The organism is Rhodanobacter lindaniclasticus (assembly GCF_004799035.1).
Lineage (GTDB): Bacteria > Pseudomonadota > Gammaproteobacteria > Xanthomonadales > Rhodanobacteraceae > Rhodanobacter > Rhodanobacter lindaniclasticus.
The window spans coordinates 1-18,722 of record NZ_MWIO01000035.1 but is presented as its reverse complement, the minus strand read 5'-3'; the positions used below and the strand labels follow the sequence as shown (position 1 = coordinate 18,722).

General features: G+C 66.4%; 19 protein-coding genes. 16 read left to right on the top strand and 3 right to left on the bottom strand.

Annotated features, from left to right (window positions below; genetic code table 11):
- Window positions 1-56 precede the first annotated feature (56 nt).
- From B1991_RS13080 to B1991_RS13055, 6 genes are all read left to right on the top strand, one after another.
- Entirely contained in the window at window positions 57-959 is a 903-nt protein-coding gene (locus tag B1991_RS13080) for a hydroxymethylglutaryl-CoA lyase (protein WP_136259122.1), read from the top strand.
- 229 nt (window positions 960-1,188) lie between these two features.
- The gene (locus tag B1991_RS13075; RefSeq protein ID WP_136259121.1) at window positions 1,189-3,999 is read left to right on the top strand and encodes a type I restriction endonuclease subunit R; all 2,811 of its coding nucleotides are present in this window, start codon (window positions 1,189-1,191) and stop codon (window positions 3,997-3,999) included.
- Window positions 4,000-4,024: 25 nt separating this feature from the next.
- The gene (gene dinD / locus B1991_RS13070; protein WP_136259120.1) at window positions 4,025-4,888 is read left to right on the top strand and encodes a DNA damage-inducible protein D; all 864 of its coding nucleotides are present in this window, start codon (window positions 4,025-4,027) and stop codon (window positions 4,886-4,888) included.
- Between the two features lie 12 nt (window positions 4,889-4,900).
- Window positions 4,901-6,559 carry a type I restriction-modification system subunit M gene (locus B1991_RS13065; protein ID WP_136259119.1) on the top strand — a complete coding sequence of 553 codons (1,659 nt, stop codon included), beginning with the start codon at window positions 4,901-4,903 and terminating at the stop codon, window positions 6,557-6,559.
- Entirely contained in the window at window positions 6,556-8,028 is a 1,473-nt protein-coding gene (locus B1991_RS13060; protein WP_136259118.1) for a restriction endonuclease subunit S, read from the top strand. The genes B1991_RS13065 and B1991_RS13060 overlap by 4 nt, the downstream gene beginning before the upstream one ends.
- Window positions 8,029-8,093: 65 nt before the next feature.
- The gene (locus B1991_RS13055; RefSeq protein WP_136259117.1) at window positions 8,094-9,398 is read left to right on the top strand and encodes a metal-dependent hydrolase family protein; all 1,305 of its coding nucleotides are present in this window, start codon (window positions 8,094-8,096) and stop codon (window positions 9,396-9,398) included.
- A gap of 15 nt (window positions 9,399-9,413) precedes the next feature.
- Here B1991_RS13055 and B1991_RS13050 read toward each other — a convergent pair whose 3' ends face one another.
- Window positions 9,414-9,890: an NUDIX hydrolase gene (locus tag B1991_RS13050; RefSeq protein ID WP_136259116.1), complete on the bottom strand. Its 477-nt coding sequence runs from the start codon at window positions 9,888-9,890 to the stop codon at window positions 9,414-9,416.
- Window positions 9,887-10,525, bottom strand: a complete 639-nt coding sequence (locus tag B1991_RS13045; protein ID WP_136259115.1) for a glutathione S-transferase family protein — start codon at window positions 10,523-10,525, stop codon at window positions 9,887-9,889. Before B1991_RS13045 ends, B1991_RS13050 begins: the two co-directional genes overlap by 4 nt.
- Before the next feature lie 55 nt (window positions 10,526-10,580).
- Here B1991_RS13045 and B1991_RS13040 point away from each other — a divergent pair, with 55 nt between their 5' ends.
- Both B1991_RS13040 and B1991_RS13035 read left to right on the top strand, forming a co-directional pair.
- Window positions 10,581-11,069: a GNAT family N-acetyltransferase gene (locus B1991_RS13040; protein ID WP_136259114.1), complete on the top strand. Its 489-nt coding sequence runs from the start codon at window positions 10,581-10,583 to the stop codon at window positions 11,067-11,069.
- A 2-nt stretch (window positions 11,070-11,071) separates the two neighbouring features.
- The gene (locus B1991_RS13035) at window positions 11,072-11,650 is read left to right on the top strand and encodes a GNAT family N-acetyltransferase (RefSeq protein ID WP_136259113.1); all 579 of its coding nucleotides are present in this window, start codon (window positions 11,072-11,074) and stop codon (window positions 11,648-11,650) included.
- Window positions 11,651-11,799: 149 nt separating this feature from the next.
- On the opposite strand, the gene B1991_RS13030 is transcribed toward B1991_RS13035, so the two are convergent.
- Window positions 11,800-12,204: an RcnB family protein gene (locus tag B1991_RS13030; protein ID WP_425466690.1), complete on the bottom strand. Its 405-nt coding sequence runs from the start codon at window positions 12,202-12,204 to the stop codon at window positions 11,800-11,802.
- A gap of 194 nt (window positions 12,205-12,398) precedes the next feature.
- Here B1991_RS13030 and B1991_RS13025 point away from each other — a divergent pair, with 194 nt between their 5' ends.
- From B1991_RS13025 to B1991_RS19095, 8 genes are all read left to right on the top strand, one after another.
- Entirely contained in the window at window positions 12,399-13,166 is a 768-nt protein-coding gene (locus tag B1991_RS13025; RefSeq protein ID WP_136259112.1) for an SDR family NAD(P)-dependent oxidoreductase, read from the top strand.
- A 70-nt stretch (window positions 13,167-13,236) separates the two neighbouring features.
- Complete coding sequence (locus tag B1991_RS13020) at window positions 13,237-13,719, top strand: Tse2 family ADP-ribosyltransferase toxin (RefSeq protein WP_136259111.1); 483 nt, start codon at window positions 13,237-13,239, stop codon at window positions 13,717-13,719.
- A gap of 14 nt (window positions 13,720-13,733) precedes the next feature.
- Window positions 13,734-13,925, top strand: a complete 192-nt coding sequence (locus tag B1991_RS13015; protein ID WP_136259110.1) for a hypothetical protein — start codon at window positions 13,734-13,736, stop codon at window positions 13,923-13,925.
- A 39-nt stretch (window positions 13,926-13,964) separates the two neighbouring features.
- Window positions 13,965-14,528, top strand: coding sequence for an elongation factor P-like protein EfpL (gene efpL, locus B1991_RS13010; protein ID WP_136259109.1), 564 nt, complete (start codon window positions 13,965-13,967; stop codon window positions 14,526-14,528).
- Window positions 14,529-14,646: 118 nt separating this feature from the next.
- A complete protein-coding gene (locus tag B1991_RS13005; RefSeq protein ID WP_136259108.1) occupies window positions 14,647-16,716 on the top strand; it encodes an FUSC family protein in 2,070 nt (689 codons plus the stop codon).
- 119 nt (window positions 16,717-16,835) lie between these two features.
- Complete coding sequence (locus tag B1991_RS13000; protein ID WP_136259107.1) at window positions 16,836-17,780, top strand: AraC family transcriptional regulator; 945 nt, start codon at window positions 16,836-16,838, stop codon at window positions 17,778-17,780.
- 120 nt (window positions 17,781-17,900) lie between these two features.
- Entirely contained in the window at window positions 17,901-18,041 is a 141-nt protein-coding gene (locus tag B1991_RS18685) for a hypothetical protein (RefSeq protein WP_168709643.1), read from the top strand.
- A gap of 82 nt (window positions 18,042-18,123) precedes the next feature.
- Window positions 18,124-18,722: ESPR-type extended signal peptide-containing protein (locus B1991_RS19095; RefSeq protein ID WP_281280545.1), on the top strand; the 599-nt coding region annotated here is incomplete at its 3' end.

Here is an 18,722-nt window from a genome sequence, read left to right as displayed (position 1 = left end):
TCGGGCACCTTCTCCCAAGGGGAGAAGGGAAATGATGTCCTTTGGAGCTTCTTGTCATGAACACCTCCAACCACGTCCGCATCGTCGAAGTCGGCGCCCGCGACGGCCTGCAGAACGAGAAGACCCTGCTGCCGGCTGCGGTGAAGATCGCGCTGATCGACCGGCTCTCATCGACCGGCTTGCAGACCATCGAGGCGACCAGCTTCGTCAGCCCGGCGTGGGTGCCGCAGCTGGCCGACGCCGCCGAGGTGTACGCCGGCATCCGCAAGCTGCCGGGGGTGAGCTACCCGGTGCTGGTGCCGAACCTCACCGGTTACCAGCGCGCGCGCGAAGTGGGTGCCACGCACATCGCCGTGTTCACCGCCGCCTCGGAGGCGTTCAACCGCCGGAACATCAACGCCTCGATCGACGAGTCGATCGAGCGCTTCGTCCCGGTGATGGAACAGGCCCGGGCTGACGGCGTGCAGGTGCGCGGCTATGTCTCCACCGTGCTCGGCTGCCCGTACCAGGGCGAGGTGCCGGTGGCCGACGTGGTGCGCGTGGCGCGGCGCATGCACGAGCTGGGTTGCGGCGAGATCTCGCTGGGCGACACCATCGGCACAGGCACCCCGGCCAAGGCGCGCGCGATGCTGCACGCGGTGGCGCAGGAGGTGCCGATGGCCGCGCTGGCGGTGCACTTCCACGACACCTACGGTCAGGCGCTGGCGAACATCCTGGCCTGCCTGGAGGAAGGCGTGCGCGTGGTCGACAGCGCCGTCTCCGGCACCGGCGGCTGCCCCTACGCGAAGGGCGCCACCGGCAACGTGGCCAGCGAGGACGTGGTCTACATGCTGCACGGCATGGGCATCGAGACCGGCATCGACCTCGACCTGCTGATCGCCACCGGCGCCTGGCTCGCCGCGCAGCTGCACAAGGACACCGCCAGCCGGGTCACCCGCGCGCGCACGGCCGCCGGCTGAATAACAACTGCGGCGCAGAACCGACCACTTCGCAGCCTGGCGGTATACCGAGATTTCCATGGACATCGCAGCAGGCAAGCGATGTCCGGACAAACGTGCCAAGGGCGACCTACAGGCCCATACTAAGAGGCCAAAGACGCATGGCACATGCTGGTGACCGCTTGGCCCCAGTTCGCCAAACAGGGGACGCCTCCCGACCAGCCCACGCAGCCATCGAGGCCGGCAACGCATGACGACAACGGAAGCCCAGACGCGCACGGAGCTGATCGACCAGCAACTGGCCCTGTCCGGCTGGAACGTCAAGGACCCCACTCAGGTTGTCGAAGAGTTCGACATTCTGGTGAACCTTCCCGAGGGTGTGGCCGAGCCACGCACACCGTACGAAGGCCACCAATTCAGCGACTACGTGTTGCTGGGCAAGGATGGCAGGCCGCTGGCCGTGATCGAAGCCAAGAAAGCCAGTCGCGACGGCGCGCTGGGGCGCGAGCAGGCCAAGCAATACTGCGAGAACATCCAGCGCCATCGTGGCGGCGAGCTGCCGTTCTGCTTCTACACTAATGGCCGCGACCTCTGGTTCTGGGATCTCGGCCACGCGCCGCCGCGCAAGATCGTCGGCTATCCCACACGCGACGACCTGGAACGCCTCGCCTACATCCGCCGCAACCGCAAGCCGCTGACCAGCGAGTTCATCAACACCTCGATCGCCGGCCGCGACTACCAGATCCGCGCCATCCGTGCGGTGCTCGAAGGCATCGAAACCAGCAAGCGCGCCTTCCTTCTGGTGATGGCCACCGGCACCGGCAAAACCCGCACCTGCATTGCCCTGATCGACGCCCTGATGCGCGCTGGTCACGCCGAGAAGGTGTTGTTCCTGGTCGATCGGATCGCCCTGCGCGAGCAAGCACTGACTGCCTTCAAAGAACACCTTCCCGACGAGCCGCGCTGGCCCAACGTGGGCGAGAAGCTGATCGCCACGGATCGACGCATCTACGTGGCCACCTACCCCACCATGCTCAACCTCGTCCGCGACGAAACGCAGTCGCTGTCACCGCACTTCTTCGATTTCATCGTGGTCGACGAGAGTCACCGCTCCATCTACAACACCTACGGCGAAGTGTTGGACTACTTCAAGACACTTACCCTGGGCCTCACCGCCACGCCAACCGGCCTGGTCGACCACAACACCTTCGCGCTATTTGACTGCGAAGACGGCCTGCCCAGCTTCGCCTACACTTTCGAAGAAGCCATCAATCACGCTCCACCCTACCTCAGCACGTTCCGGGTCATGAAAATCCAGACCCGCTTCCAGATGGAAGGCATCTCCAAGCGCACCATCTCGCTGGAAGACCAGAAGAAACTGATCCTCGAAGGCAAGGAAGTCGAGGAAATCAACTTCGACGGCACCCAGTTGGAAAAGCAGGTCATCAACGCCGGCACCAACGCGCTGATCGTGCGCGAATTCATGGAGGAATCCATCAAGGACGTCAACGGCGTGCTGCCCGGCAAGACCATCTTCTTCTGCACCACCAAGGCACACGCCCGCCGTATCGAGGAAACCTTCGACAAGCTTTACCCGCATCACCACGGCGAGCTGGCCAAGGTACTGGTATCCGACGATTCACGCGTCTACGGCAAGGGTGGCCTGCTCGACCAGTTTTCCAACCACGACATGCCGCGCATCGCCATCAGCGTGGACATGCTCGACACCGGCATCGACGTGCGTGAAATCGTCAACCTGGTGTTCGCCAAGCCGGTGTACTCCTACACCAAGTTCTGGCAGATGATCGGCCGCGGCACGCGCCTGCTGGAACCGGCCAAGATCAAACCGTGGTGCGTGGAAAAGGATCACTTCCTGATCCTCGATTGCTGGGACAACTTCGAATACTTCAAGCTCAAGCCCAAGGGCAAGGAACCCACGCCACAGTTGCCATTGCCGGTGAAACTGGCGGGCCTGCGCATCGACAAGATAGAACAGGCTAACGCCTGCGGCCACGCCGATACTGCCGCGCGAGAGGTCGCCAAACTGCGCCGGCAGATCGCCGCCCTGCCCGCCGCGTCGGTCGTCATCAAGGAAGCCGCCGCCGCATTGGCCCGGCTGGACGAGGAGAACTTCTGGATCACGCTGGACACGCCCCGGCTCGACTTCCTGCGTCATGAAATCAAACCGCTGTTTCGCACCGTGTCCGATGCGGATTTCAAGGCCATGCGCTTCGAGCGCGACCTGGTCGAATACGCGCTGAACAAACTCTTCGACGACAAGGAGCACAAACTGCAAGCCGTCGCCATCCGCGACGCCATCGTCGAGCAGATCGCCGAGCTGCCGCTCGCCGTGCCCTTCGTCAAACAGCAGGAAGCTTTGATCCGCAGCGCACAGCGCCCCGACTACTGGGCCCATGCCGGCGAAGACCAGTTCGACGAGCTGATCGAAAAGCTCGCGCCGCTGATGAAGTTCCGCAATGGCGGCGGCGAACCCGCCAACCCGGTGCACCTTAACCTGCAAGATGCCCTGCATCGCAAGGAATGGGTGGAATTCGGCCCGCAGCACGAATCGGTGGGCATCGCCCGCTACCGCGAAATGGTCGAAACGCTGATCGCCGAACTCACTGCCACCCACCCTGTGCTGCAAAAGCTCAAGCACGGCAAGCCAGTCAGCGAGGCCGAAGCCGCCGAGCTGGCCGCTTACCTGTACCAAGAGCACCCGCACATCACCGAGGACCTGCTGCGTCAGGTCTATCGCAACCACAAGGCGCGTTTCATCCAGTTCATCCGCCACATCCTTGGGCTGGAACCGCTCAAGAGCTTTCCGGAGGAAGTCGGCGCGGCTTTCGACCAGTTCATCCGCGCCCACAGCACGCTGAACAGCCGCCAGCTGGAGTTCCTCGCCCTGCTGCGCAACGTGATCATCGAACGCGAAAAGGTGGAGAAGCAGGACCTGATCGCCGCTCCTTTCACCGTCATCCACCCGCAAGGCATCCGCGGCGTGTTTAACCCCGCGGAAATCCACGACATCCTGCGCCTGACCACGCAGCTTGCCGCCTGACGCTCATCCCAAGGAGAACACCCACATGGAACCCACCGTCATTCAGGCACTCAAGCAACACTTCGACACCCTGAGCCAGCGCACGCCCGAGGAATGTGTGGAGTTCTGGTTCGCCCGCGAGCTGATGGAGCCGCTGGGCTACACCCGCTGGGAGAACTTCCAGACGGCCATTGCCCGTGCCGTGGAATCATGCAGAACAACCGGTTACGACGAGTTAGACCATTTTCGTGGCGTCACGAAAATGGTCAGGATCGGGAGCGGTGCAGACCGCCCGGTCGACGATTTCATGCTCACCCGCTACGCCTGCTATCTGATTGCCCAGAACGGCGACCCGCGCAAGGAGCCCATCGCCTTCGCACAAAGCTACTTCGCCATGCAGACGCGCAAGCAGGAGCTGATCGAGGAGCGCATGCGCCTGCAGGCCCGGCTGGATGCCCGCGAGCGCCTGCGCGAATCCGAAAAGTCCCTGTCGCAAAACATCTATGAACGCGGCGTGGACGACGCCGGCTTTGGCCGCATCCGCTCCAAGGGCGATGCCGCCCTGTTCGGCGGCCACACCACGCAGGCCATGAAAGACCGCTACGGCATCACCCAGACCCGTCCGCTGGCCGACTTCCTGCCCACGCTCACCATCGCCGCCAAGAACCTCGCCACCGAAATGACCAACCACAACGTCGGCCAGGACAACCTGCGCGGCGAACCGGCCATCAGCCGCGAGCATGTGCAGAACAACCAGAGCGTGCGCGCCATGCTCGGCCAGCGCGGCATCCAGCCCGAGCGCCTGCCGCCCGAGGAAGACATCAAGAAGCTGGAGCGCCGCGTCAAGACCGAGGAAAAGAAACTGGTCAAGTCCAGCGGCAAGTTGCCCAACCCCAAGCACCACGACTGAAAGAACCACGCCATGCTGCAAAACAACACCGAACTCAAGAACGCCATCAAACAGCTCTGGAACAAGTTCTGGGCCGGCGGCATTTCCAACCCGCTCACCGCCATCGAGCAGATCACCTATCTGTTGTTCATGAAGCGCATGGACGAACTGGACGCAAAGCGCGCCGCCGACGCCGAATGGCTGGGCAAACCCTACGCGTCGCGTTTCGAAGGCCAGTGGATACCGCCCGAATACCGCAGCCACGACAAGCCCAAGCAATACGCCATCGACCGCCGCACCCTGCGCTGGAGCGAATGGGAGCACATGCAGGCCGAGGACATGCTGGCCCACGTGCAGACCCGCGTGTTCCCGTTCCTGAAAGACCTGAACGGCGCGGAGAGCCGCTTCACCCACCACATGAAGAACGCGGTGTTCATCATCCCCAAGCCCTCGCTGCTGGTGGAAGCGGTGAAGACCATCGACGAGATCTTCGCGGTGATGGAGAAGGACTCGCAGGACAACGGCCAGGCCTTCCAGGACATCCAGGGCGACGTCTACGAAATGCTGCTGGCCGAAATCGCCACCGCCGGCAAGAACGGCCAGTTCCGCACCCCGCGCCACATCATCAAATTGATGGCCGAACTGGTGCAGCCGCAACTGGGCCACAAGATTGCAGACCCCGCCTGCGGCACCGGCGGCTTTCTGCTGGGCGCCTACCAGTACATCGTCACCCAGCTGGCGCTGCGCGCCGGCACCAAGGGCTTGACGCCCGACGAAGACGGCTTCATCCGCACCTCGGTCGCAGCCACCCTCACCGAGCAGGCGCAAACCATCCTGCAGCAAAGCCTGTACGGCTACGACATCGACGCCACCATGGTGCGGCTGGGCTTGATGAACCTGATGATGCACGGCATCGACGAGCCCAACATCGACTACACCGACACCCTGAGCAAAAGCTACAACGAAGCAGCCGCCTACGACCTGGTGCTGGCCAACCCGCCGTTCACCGGCAGCATCGACAAGGGCGACATCAACGAGGCGCTGCACTTAAAGACCACCAAGACCGAACTCCTGTTCGTCGAGAACATCTATCGCCTGCTGAAGAAAGGCGGCAGCGCCTGCGTGATCGTGCCGCAAGGCGTGTTGTTCGGCTCCGCCGGGGCGTTCAAGGAGCTGCGCCAGTTGCTGGTGGAACGCTGCGACCTGAAAGCCGTCATCACCCTGCCCAGCGGCGTGTTCAAACCCTATGCCGGCGTCTCCACAGCCATTCTGCTGTTCACCAAGGTCTGGGGCCGCGACGACAAAGTGAGCAAACCGGCCACCGAGCACGTGTGGTTCTACGAGATGCAGGCCGACGGCTATTCGCTGGACGACAAGCGCAGCAAGCTCGATGGCTGCGGCGACCTGCAGGACATCGTTGCTCGCTTCCATGCACGCGATGCCAGCAAGGACAACGACCGCGCCGCGCGTTGCTTCATGGTGCCGTACAAGGACATCGAGGCCGAAGGCTTCGACCTGTCGCTGTCGCGCTACAAGCAGGAGCTGTTCGAGGAAATCGAGTACGAAACGCCCGGCGTGATTCTGGATCGGCTGATCCACGACGAGGTGGGCAAGCTGGATGCGGAGGAACTCGCCAAGCTGCAAGGCGGCATCGTGGGGGAATTGCTGAAGCTGAAGAGGATGGTGGGATGACAGGTTCCACACCCTCAACACTCGGCTCAGCCATTTCGATCACCAAGGGCAAAAAACACGAGGTATCGGCCTCGCCATCGAGCAAAGCAGTGCGTCTGATCGGAATTGATGATCTTCGAAACGATGATTCGATCCGCTACACCGACGACCCAGTCGGCGTGGAAGCAGTACCTGAAGATATTCTGATCGCGTGGGATGGAGCCAACGCTGGAACGATTGGCTTTAGCAAGAGCGGCTACATCGGCAGCACGATTGCGCGTCTTCGAGTCAGACATGGCGCTCAACTATTCACACCGTTTATTGGGGCATATCTGAAGTCGAAGTTCGAATATCTTCGCCAGACGTCAACAGGAGCAACGATCCCCCACATCAATAGGAATGCGCTCGAGAGCATCCCGCTTCCGGCTGTCACCTACAACGACCAAATCCGCATCGCTCACTTGCTGAGCAAGGTGGAAGGTCTGATCGCCCGACGCAAGCAACAGCTTGCGCAACTCGACGCGATGCTCAAGGGCGTGTTTCTGGAGATGTTCGGCGACCCGGTGCGGAATGAGAAAGGCTGGGACAAGGCACCACTCGAACAATTCGGCTCCATCAACCGTGGCATATCAAAGCACCGCCCACGAAATGACCCTCAACTTTTGGGCGGCAGACACCCGCTCATCCAGACAGGCGAGGTGTCGAACGCAGGCACCTACATCACGGCATACACGCAAACGTATTCCGACATCGGCTTTGCCCAGAGCAAGCCGTGGCCCGCTGGAACGCTTTGCATCACCATCGCGGCCAACATTGCGCAAACCGGCATCCTGACGTTCGACGCATGCTTCCCGGACAGCGTGGTCGGGTTCACCGCCGACAAGGCGCAGTCCAACACCCTGTATGTCCTTGGCCTTTTTTGGTTTTTCCAGGCCATCCTTGAGAAGAACGCACCGGCTGCGGCACAGAAAAACATCAACCTCGAAATCCTTCGAGGCCTCGAAGTCCCCAAGCCACCTGTCGAGCTTCAAAACCAGTTCGCCGATGCTGCCGAGAAAATCGAAGCCCTCAAATCCCGCTACCAGCAAACCCTCACCGACCTCGAAACCCTCTACGCCGCCCTGAGCCAGTCCGCCTTCAAGGGCGAACTGGATCTGTCACGCATCCCGTTGCCGGCCGCAGCACCGGAACCCATGCCCACGGAAGCCGCCCCCGTCACCGTCGACCTCGACGTGTCCACCTCGCCCTTGCCCGACCTCGGCCTGACCGCCGGGGCCCTGGCGGATGAGGCGGGCCGGCTCGCCTTGCTGACGGCATGGCTGGAGGCCTGGCAGACCCATCTGGGCACTCGCCCCTTCGGCTTGCCGGCGTTTCTGGATGCCACGCAGACGCGACTGCAAACGCTTTACCCGGAAAGCGAACGGGAACTGGGCATGGCCGCCTACGAGCAAATCAAGGACTGGGTGTTCGCCGCCCACGCCTCCGGCTGAGCTTGCCGCTCGCAGTCCGCGTGACTCATTGCCATCGAAAGCCTGATCGACGAAGGGAGCCAACGATGCGTGCAAGCCCGATGATCCAATGGATGACGACGCTTCTGCTGCTTCTATTGTGCTCGCTGGCGGCCGCCGCAACCACGCCCAAAGGCGACTGGCTGCTGCTGCCTGAGCGCGTGTGGACGGCCGATGGCGACGCCGCGCATACGGGCTGGGCGGTGCTGGTGCATGACGGCGCGATTGCAGCGATGGGCCCTCGATCGGACATCCAGGCGCCCGCCGACGCGCAACGCATCGAATTGCCCGGCGCCACGCTCACCCCGGGCCTGATCGACCTGCACTCGCACCTCTTCCTGCACCCGTACAACGAGACGCTGTGGAATAACCAGGTGCTCATCGAGCCCCAGGATTACCGCACCCTGCTGGCCGCGAAGCACGCGCGCGACACCCTGCTTGCCGGTTTCACCACGCTGCGCGATCTCGGCACCGAAGGCGCCGGTTATGCCGACGTGTCGGTGCAGCGGGCGATCGAGGAGGGCCTGATCCCCGGCCCGCGGCTGTTCGTCGCCACCCGCGCGATCGTCGCCACCGCCAGCTACGGCCCCGGCCCCCGCGGCTTCCGGCCGGACCTCGAACTGCCCGGCGGCGCGCAGGAAGTCAGCGGCGTCGACCAGGCGATGGCCGCGGTGCGCGAGCAGGCCGCGCGTGGCGCGGACTGGATCAAGCTCTACGGCGACTACCGCGTCGGCCCCGGCGGCGCCACCGCGCCCACCTTCACCCCCGCCGAGCTGAAGGCGCTGGTCGACACCGCGCATCAGCTCGGGCGGCCGGTCGCCGTGCACGCGGCCAGCGACGAAGGCGTGCGCATGGCGGCGCAGGCCGGCGCGGACAGCATCGAGCACGGCTACGGCGCCAGCGCGGCGACGTTCAAGCTGCTGAAGCAGAAGGGCATCGCCTACGAGCCCACGCTCACCGCGGTCGAGGCCACCGAGCAGTATTTCCACCATTACGTGCCCGGCCGCGACCCGCCCACCGCGCGCATGCAGGAAGCCGCGCGCGCGTTCCGCACCGCGCTGAAGCTGGGCGTGACCATCGGCAACGGCAGCGACGTCGGCGTGTTCGCGCACGGCGAGAACTGGCGCGAGCCGGCGGCGATGGTGGCCGCCGGCATGACACCGGCGCAGGCGCTGCACGCGGCCACCGACGTGGCGGCGAAGATCCTGCGCCAGCGGGGCGTGTTCGGCCGCATCGCGCCGGGCCTGCGCGCCGACCTCGCCGCCTTCACAGGCGATCCGAGCACGCACATCGGCGACCTCGCCCATCCGGTGTTCGTGATGAAGGACGGCAGCGTCTACCGCCGTCCGTAGCCGCAAGCGCGGCGCTCAGTCGAGCGCCAGGCGCAGGAACGGCGAAGGCTCGCGCTCCACGAACTCGCGCCGCACGTGCGCCAGCAGCTCGCGCTGGCTGCCGAACGGCAGCAGCGCGGCGGCGTCCTCCAGCGTGACCCAGCGGAACGCCGAGTGCTCGCCGTTGAGGCGCACCTGCGCTCCCTCGGCCACGCGCGCCACGAAGGCGGGCACGATCTCGATGGCGTCCGTCGCAGCGAGATAGACCTGCTCGCAGAAGCTGGTGGCCCAGAAGCTTTCCGGCTCCAGCGCGGTTTCCTCGCGCAGTTCGCGCAGCGCGGCCTGCCAGCCCGCCTCGCCCGCCTCGACGTGACCGGCGAGGTAACTCCACGCACCGTCGAGGTAGGCGCCGGCGCGCCGCGCCAGCAGCATCCGCGTGGCTGCGCCCGCACCGCGCAACGCGACCACCGACACCATGGAGTTGCGCACCGGCAGGCTGCGTTCGGCGCTCATGCGGCAGCCAGCAGCTCGCAGCTGACGGATGCGCTCGGCTGCGCCGCCATGCGCTCGAACCACGGCCCGATCTTCGGCAGCTGGCGATCGAACGGCTGGTTCACCCCCAGGCCGAAATCCAGCCACACGTAAAGCCAGATGTCCGCCGCCGTGAAGCGCTCGCCGCACAGCCACGGCCCGGCGCCGAAGAGGCCATCGAGCCAGGCCAGGCGATCCTGCGCGATGCGTTTCAGGCCCGCGGCCGCCTCCGGCGCCACCGGAATGCGCGGCGTGAAGCGCGGCAGGCCCTCGGCGTAGTGGAAGGCGTTGTGGATGAACTCGGTGACGTTGAGTTCCACCCGCCGCCACCACTGCCGGGTCTGCGCGCGCTCTTCCGGCGTCGTGCCGATCAGCGCCGGCGCGGGGTACAGATCTTCCAGGTACTCGGCAATCGCCACCGCCTCGGCCAGCACCGTGCCGTCGTCGAGGCGCAGCGCCGGCGTCTGCCCGGCGGGGTTCACTACCGCCAGCCAGGCCGCCTCGCGGTTCTCGCCCCGCGTCACGTCCACCGTCACGGCCGGCAGGCGCAGGCCCTTCTCCAGCACGAACATGCGCAGGCAGCGCGGCGCGGGACTGATCGCGTCGTAGATCAACATGGGCGGCTCCGGTGCGAGAATGCCGAGACTACACCGCAGATGCCACGCCGTTGCCATGACCCAGGACTACCTCATCCGCCCCATCGAGCCGCGCGACGACGCCGCGGTCGCCGCGATCATCCGCGCGGTGATGCCCGCGTTCGGCGCCGGCGGCCCCGGCTTTGCCATCCACGATGCCGAGGTGGACGCGATGTGCGCGGCCTACGCGCAGCCGCGCTGCAGCTATTTCGTGGTCGAGCGCGGCGGCACCGTGCTCGGCGGCGGCGGCGTGGCGCCGCTGCAAGGCGGCGAGGCGGACGTGTGCGAGCTGCGCAAGATGTACTTCCTGCCCGAAGCACGAGGCATCGGCGCGGGCACGGCGATGATGCAACGTTGCCTGGACGCGGCGCGTGCGCACGGCTTCCGCCGCTGCTACCTGGAAACGCTGACCGGCATGGACGCGGCGCAGGCGCTGTACAAGCGCAGCGGCTTCACCGCGCTGTGCTCGCCGATGGGCGGCACCGGGCATTTCAGCTGCGACCGTTTCTTCATCCGCGAGCTGTGACCGTGGCCACCATCCGTACCGCCCGCGACGCGGATGCCGCTGCCATCCACGCGATCTACGCGCCGTCGGTGAGCGACGGCGCGGCCACGTTCGAAACCGCACTGCCCGGCGTGGACGCCATGCGCGAACGCATCCGTTCGCGCCTCAGGCACTACCCGTGGCTGGTGTGGGAAGAAGCCGGCGAGGTCCTCGCCTACGCCTACGCCGGCCGCTTCCGCGAACGCGCCGCCTACGACTGGATCGCCGAAACCTCGATCTACGTGCGCGCCAGCGCGCAGCGCCGCGGCATCGCGCGCCGCCTCTACGGCGTGCTGCTGGACGTGATGCGCCTGCAGGGTTTGGCCCAGGCGGTCGGCGTGATCACCCTGCCCGGCACGGCCAGCGTGGCGATGCACGAGGCGATGGGTTTCACGCCCGCGGGCGTGTGGCGCCAGTGCGGGTACAAGCTGGGGCAGTGGTGGGATGTGGGCGTGTGGCAGAAGGAATTGCAGGCGGCGGCGAACCCGCCCGCAACCGTCACGCCGTTCCCGCAACTGCCACCGGCACCGTTGCAGGAGTTGCTGGAAAGCCGGAATACGTAGGGCGGGCACTGCCCGCCGGCTCTGGCTTCTCGGCGTCTGTGAGAGACGGCGGCGGGCGGTGCCCGCCCTGCGCACCCCCGGGCCGGGTCGGCATCCGACATAAAAAAACGTGCCCGCGGGTGCGGGCACGCCTTCACGCCGGAACCGGCTTACTGGTTGAGCAGCAGGTCGATGATCGCCCCGGTGGCGATCGCCACCAGCAGGAAGTCACCGTTGTCGCTGCGTACCCAGTGGTAGCCGCGGGGTGGCGGGCGCAGATGGTCGCGATGCCAGTCGGTCACCACGTAGCGGGTGCGGTATTCCACCGGCAGGTAGCCGCCGCGCTTGTACCAGCCCTCATGGCGACCGCGGTCGCGCCAGTTGGAGTAATGGGGGTGGCCAGGCCGGTGGTGCGGACCGCGATGGTCGTCGCGATGATCGTAATGTCCATGCCGGTCACGGTCATGGCCATGATCATGGCCGCGGCCGTGGTTCTGGGCCAGCGCGGTGCCGCTGGCCAGCATCAGCCCCAGGCCACACGCGACAGACAGACTCAGCAGCTTCTTCATGTTCATGCGTTGCACCCCTGCGTTGGATGGAAGAACGATCCGTCCGGGGCAGATCCTCGTCGGGCGGTCCGGCGCCAACATGGCCGGGCGCACCCCAACGGTGCGTGAACCAGCTGCCGTGGCAGGCTTTGCGTTCAGCCTGCAGCCGCAGCTTCCGGTCGGCTACCATGGCGGCTTTTCCACAGCGGCCGGGGACGTCCATGCAGCTCGATCAGGTCAAGGCAATCATCACCGGCGGGGCCTCCGGCCTCGGTCACGCGGTGGCGCAGCATTTCGTCGCCCACGGCGGCAAGGTCGCGCTGTTCGACGTCAACGAGGAGAAGGGCCACGCCGCCGCGAAGGAACTGGGCGACGCCGCGCGCTTCTTCCGCACCGACGTCACCTCCGAGGAAGGCGTGGCCACCAACGTGGCCGCCGCGCACCACGCGATGGGCGGCCTCAACGTGGTGATCAACTGCGCCGGCATCCTCGGTGCGGGTCGCGTGCTGGGCAAGGAAGGCCCGATGCCGCTGGCCAACTTTTCCGGCACCGTGATGGTGAACCTGGTCGGCAGCTTCAACGTGGCCAAGGCCGGCGCCGCGCTGATGCAGACCAACGAGGCGGGCGAGGACGGCGAGCGCGGCGTGATCATCAATACCGCCAGCGTCGCCGCCTACGAAGGCCAGATCGGCCAGGCGGCATATTCGGCGTCGAAGGGCGGCGTGGTCGGCATGACCCTGCCGATGGCGCGCGAACTGGCCCGTTTCGGCATCCGCGTGGCCACCATCGCCCCGGGCATTTTCTGGACGCCGATGGTCGACGGCATGCCCGAGGCCGTGCAGCAGTCGCTGTCCGCCTCCATTCCGTTCCCGTCACGGCTGGGCAAGCCGGACGAGTTTGCCGCCACCGTGGCCTTCATCCTCACCAACCGCTACATCAACGGTGAGACGATCCGCCTGGATGGGGCGGTGCGGTTGACGGCGAAGTAGCCAACCATGCTGGCGAACCGCAAGGAATTCCGCCAGTCACGAACGACCGGCAGACCGACAAGGAGCGATCATGCAACACGAAGATGATTTTCCCGCACCCGGGACAATTTTGTGGGCTGTCGATGTCGAACTTGAAAATGCAGTCTTCCGAAAAGGTGCCGCATCAAAGGCGGGCGTTGATTTTCTTCGATTTATCGATATCGGCATCCATGATCAATCCGGGAGAATCGAGAGCAACCTTTCGGAGAAACACAACGTGTCACCCGACCAAGGGATTTCGCTGTATTTGAAAAAGATGATACCTGACGGCATGGTGGCCCTCGACGATTCGCTGCGAAAAATGGTCGACAAAAGCCATCAAGTCAAGATCCACTGGTGGTCGATCGAACTGGGCCAACCCATCCCGTCAGGATTGATCTTGAAATATGACGGAGTCCCCCCGGGGCATTGCACCCTGACCGTAAGCAGATCCATGACCGTGCGGGCGTTCCTTGAGCTCGTCGCACTCATCAAATTCCAACCTCTCGGGCACGAATTTTACGGAACGCCATGACACTGGAGAACCACATGATCTCGATAACCTTCACCGCCAGAGAGTTGACATACATCATCGTTGCCATGGAGCACTATCAGAAGGATCTTCGCGAATCGATGGGCGAGGAAATGGGTGATGAATATGACGATATCCTGATGGCCGATCATCTTGTAAAACGACTTGTCGATGCAAGGAAAATAGACAGTCCATCCGAGAATGGTTAACACCACAACCGTAATTTCAAATAAACATCATCTCAAATCATGAAAGCTTCCGACATCAAGAAAGGCAACGTGGTCGAACACGACGGCACCGTCTACCAGGTGCGCGACATCGAGCGCAGCGCACCCACCGCGCGTGGCGGCAACGTCACCTTCCGCTTCACCATGTACTCGATCCCCGGGGCACGCAAGTACGACCTCAGCCTGCGTGCGGACGATGACCTGAAGGAAATGGACCTGGTCCGCCGCGCGGCGAATTTCTCCTACATGGACGGCGAGGCGTTCGTGTTCATGGACGCGGAGGATTACACCCAGTACCTGCTTTCGCCCGAACTGGTCGGCGACAACGCCGGCTACATCGTGGAGGATCTGGAAGGCTATTACGTGCAGCTGATCGATGACGCCCCGGTCGGCCTGCAGGTGCCCACCAGCGTGGTGCTGACCGTGGTCGACACCGCCCCGGAAATGAAAGGCTCCAGCGCCACCAAGCGCAACAAGCCGGCCAGGCTGAACACCGGCATCGAAGTGCAGGTGCCGGAGTACATCAGCGTCGACGAGAAGGTGTGGGTGAACACGCTCACCGGCGAGTTCGCCGGCCGCGCCTGAGCAGGTCGAGGCCTGCAGGGGCGCACCCTGTGCGCGAGCTTCTCGCCACGTCACAACAGCATCGCGCACCGGGTGCGCTCCTACCGTCGCACAAGTCGGCGCGAGGTATCCAAGCGGCATGTCCTCCACCAGCTACTCCCTGCGCGCGCACGCCATCGAGAGCCTGACCCGGGTCAAGCGACCGAACGTGCCGTGGCGGGTGGTCGTGCGCAACACCGCCGCCGTGGTGCTGCCCCTGGCCGTGGGCATGGCGACGGGCCACCTGACGATCGGCCTGGCCGTGGCCAGCGGCGCGCTCAACGCCATGTTCTCCGACCAGCCCGGCCCGTATCGCCAGCGTCTGCGGCAGTTGCTGCTCAACGCGCTGGCCGCGGGCCTGGCCTCGCTGGCCGGTTTCCTGCTCGGCGGCCACCTGCTGCCGCTGCTGGCGGTCACGGCGGCACTTGGCTTCTGCGGCGGGCTGCTGGTGGTGTTCGGCCCGGATACGGCGCGCGCCGGCATGACCAGCATGATCCTGCTGGTGATCACCGCCGCCTCTCCCCAGCCGCTGCCGGGCGCGCTGGGCGGCGCGGCGCTGATCTTCGCCGGCGGCCTGCTGCTGGCCTCGTTCTCGCTGGCGGCGTGGCCGCTGCAACGCTACTGGCCCGAGCGCCATGCGCTGGTCGAGGTATATCGCGGGTTGGCCACGCTGGCCCGCGAAACCCGCCACGACGCTTCCGACGTGCCGGCGCTGAGCGAGGCGATGACCACGTTGCAACAGACCCTGCTGGGCCGCCACCGCGCGCACGGCCGTGCGATGGAGGCTTTCGGCGTGCTGCTGGAGCTGGCCGAACGCATCCGGCTGGAACTCACCGCCCTCGCCGAGCTGCATGCCGGTCCTGTCCTGCAGGCCGGCTTCCGCGACGCGGCGGCCGAGGTGCTCGCGGCGATCGCCGACGCGCTGGAACACGGCGATTCGCCCGCGCGTGCCGACACCCTGCTGCGGGCACTGCGTGCGGGGCACGGCGAGGGCGACGGGTCGGCACCACATCGGGATGCCCTGGTCGGCCAGCTTGCCGCGGCGGTGCGCAACGCCGACTGGGCCGGCAGCCGGGGCGAGTTGCGCGCCAGCGCGGCGGAAACCCTCCTGCCGCCAACCCTGCGCAGCACGTCGATCCGCGCCACCCTGCGCGCCACCCTCACGCCGCGTTCGGTGGCGTTCCGCCATGCCGTGCGCATGGCCGTGTGCCTCACCGCAACCTTGGCGCTGTCGCGCTGGCTGCAACTTCCGCACGGCTACTGGTTGCCGATGACGGCGGCGATCGTGCTGCGTGCGGATTTTGCCGCCACCTTCAACTTCGGCCTGCTGCGCGTGCTCGGCACCGTGCTCGGGCTGGTGCTGACCACGGTGCTGCTGCACGTCACGCCGGACGAGCCGTGGGCGCACCTGGCGCTGATGGCGGTGCTGTGCGTGGCGTTCCGCTATCTCGCCGGCGCGCATTACGGCATCGCGGTGGCGGCGCTGACCGGCACGGTGGTGATCCTGCTCTCGTTCGACGGCGTGAACCCCGGTCTGGCGGTGAGCGACCGCGTGCTCAACACCGCGCTCGGCTGCGGCATGGCGCTGCTCGCCTACGTGGCCTGGCCGACCTGGGAGCGTGGCCGCGCCCGCGCCGCGCTGGCCGTGATGCTGGACGCCTATGCCAGCTACCTGCAGGCACTGGCGCAGCCCGGGCAGACCGCGCGGCACGACGACACGCGCAGCGCGGCGCGCACCGCGCGCACCAATGCGCAGGCCTCGATCGACCGCATGCGCACCGAACCGGCCACGCCGCCCGAGCTGCTGGCGCTGGCCCGCGCGCTGTTTGCCAACGGCAACCGCCTGGCGCGCACAGCGATGACGCTGGAGGCCGCCCTCGGCGATCTCGCCACGCTGGCCGAGCCGGCCGGCGTCGCGCGCTTCGTCGAACAGGCCGCCGACAATCTGCGCGCGATCGCCACCGCCCTGCGCGAACAGCGCCAGACCGGCCCGCTGCCGGACCTGCGCGCGCTGCAACGTCAGCTGGCCGGCGCCACGCGGGAAGGCGGCGACCCCGCGGCCGCCGAATTGCTGGCGCGGATCAGCGACCGCCTGGTCGACAACGTGGACACACTGGCCCACGTCATCTCGCGCAGTCCACCGACGGCCGTCCACGGCACACCCGACTAGCTCTGCGCCGCTGTCCGCTGTCCGTAACGTGCGCGAGTTCGTACCGTCGGCGCCCACCATCCATCACCATCCCGCATGCGGCGCTGCCTCGCGGCCCGTCGGGCGAAGGCCCATCCATCATGGAGACCACCGTCATCCCCCCGCAGGAACAAGACCGCTCCAATCCGCTGCGCTTCGATAAGCCGCCGGCCGGCCCCCACCTGCGCCACCTGCGCCGGCACCTGCCACCCGCGCTGATCGAGGACGCGCGCGTGCTGGCGGCGATCCGCGCCATCGAGGCCGGCTTTCCCGCCGAACCCACCCTGGCTGCGCTGGCGACGCAGGCCCAGCTCAGCCCGTTCCACTTCCACCGCCTGTTCGCCGAAGTGATGGGCGAGACGGTGAACGGTTACGTGCGGCGCGTCCGCCTGGACACCGCGGCGATCCTGCTGCTGGCCTCGCCGCGCGCGGTACAGGAGATCGCCACGGCGGTGGGTTACGGCAGCCTGGCGGCGTTCAACCACGCCTTCCGCCGCCAGTTCGGCTTGCCGCCCACCCGCTACCGCGAGCTGGCGCGCCAGGCGGTGGTGAACATGACGCCGGACGACCTGGAGCGGGCGCGGCACGTGCGGGTGGAAACGCGGCCGGCGCTGCCCCTCGTCGGCGCCCGCTTCCACGGCAGTTACGACCAGGCCGAGCGTTGCTGGCTGCGCTTCGCCGACCTGCTGCGCAGCCTCGGCGTCGAACCCGACGGCCTAGCCGCCCATGCGCTGATCCGTGACAACCCGGAGATCACCCCGAACGGCCTGATCCGCTACTTCTGCATGGTCGCCGACCCCGGCCTGCCCGATCCGCTGCCGGCGCCGCTGGAGCGCTTTACCGTGCCGGCCGGCCGTTACGCCTGCCTGCGCCACGATGGCCCCTATGCCGGCATCTTTTCGACCTATTTCGCGATCAGTCCGGTGTGGCTGCAGAAGCACGGCCAGCGCTTCGACATGACCCCGGCGCTGGAACGCTACGAATCACCGCCATGGCTCCGCGCGGACGGCGAGCAATCCGTCACGGTGATGATCAAGCTGCTCTGATGCCGGCACACGGCGACAGCAATCCCGATCAAACGCCCGCTGCAATGAACCGCCATAATCCGCGGTGCGCTCGACGGCACGAGGCCGCGGCGCAAGTGTGACCAAGGGGGATCTTGCGCGATGGACAAGCTTGCCGGTGATCGCAGCATGAGCGCCGGTGCGCGCCGCGGTCCGTTCGCGCTCGAATCCGACGCCCTGGCCGCCCTCGGCTGGCCGCCCTGGCCCATGACCGCCCCGGTCAGAGCCTGCGCCCGCACGTAGCGCAGCCCGCCCGCGACTCGACTTTTCCGATGGCGCCCTCGCGCCGCCGTCGCATCACTCTTCTGTCCCAAGGAATCCCATCATGAACCGTACCTATCGACTGGTCTGGAACCGTGCCCTGCGCGTGATGCAGGTGGCTTCGGAACTGGCGACACAGCCGCGCCAGGGCGACACCGCCGCGACAGCCTCGCGCAGGCCGCGCCGCCTGCTCGCCGTGGCTTGCGCCGTGGCGCTGTCGGCCAGCCTCGCCCCGTTGCCGGCATGGGCCACCGTGGGCGGCAGCCAGGGTGGTATCGGCGGTTCGGGGGGCGGCGCCTACGGCGGCAGCGGCGGCAACGGCAACGGCACGGGTGGCGGCGGTGGCAGCGGCTTGGCAGGCGACCCCAGCAGCAACGGCAATGGCGGCGCCGGCGGCCACGGCGGCTCGGCCATCAGCGCCGGCGGCGCCGGCGGCAGCGTGGGCGCCACGACCATCGGCACCACGTCGGTCACCGGCGGCAACGGCATGGACGGCCAGACCGACCCCGGCACCTCGTTCATGAGCGGCGGCGGCGGTGGCGGCGGCGATGGGGTGTACACCGCGGATACGAACCTCGTCGTCGGCGCAGGCCTGATCATCACCGGCGGCAACGGCGGCAACGCGGGCAATGGCGACCGCATCGGCGGGGGCGGCGGCGGCGG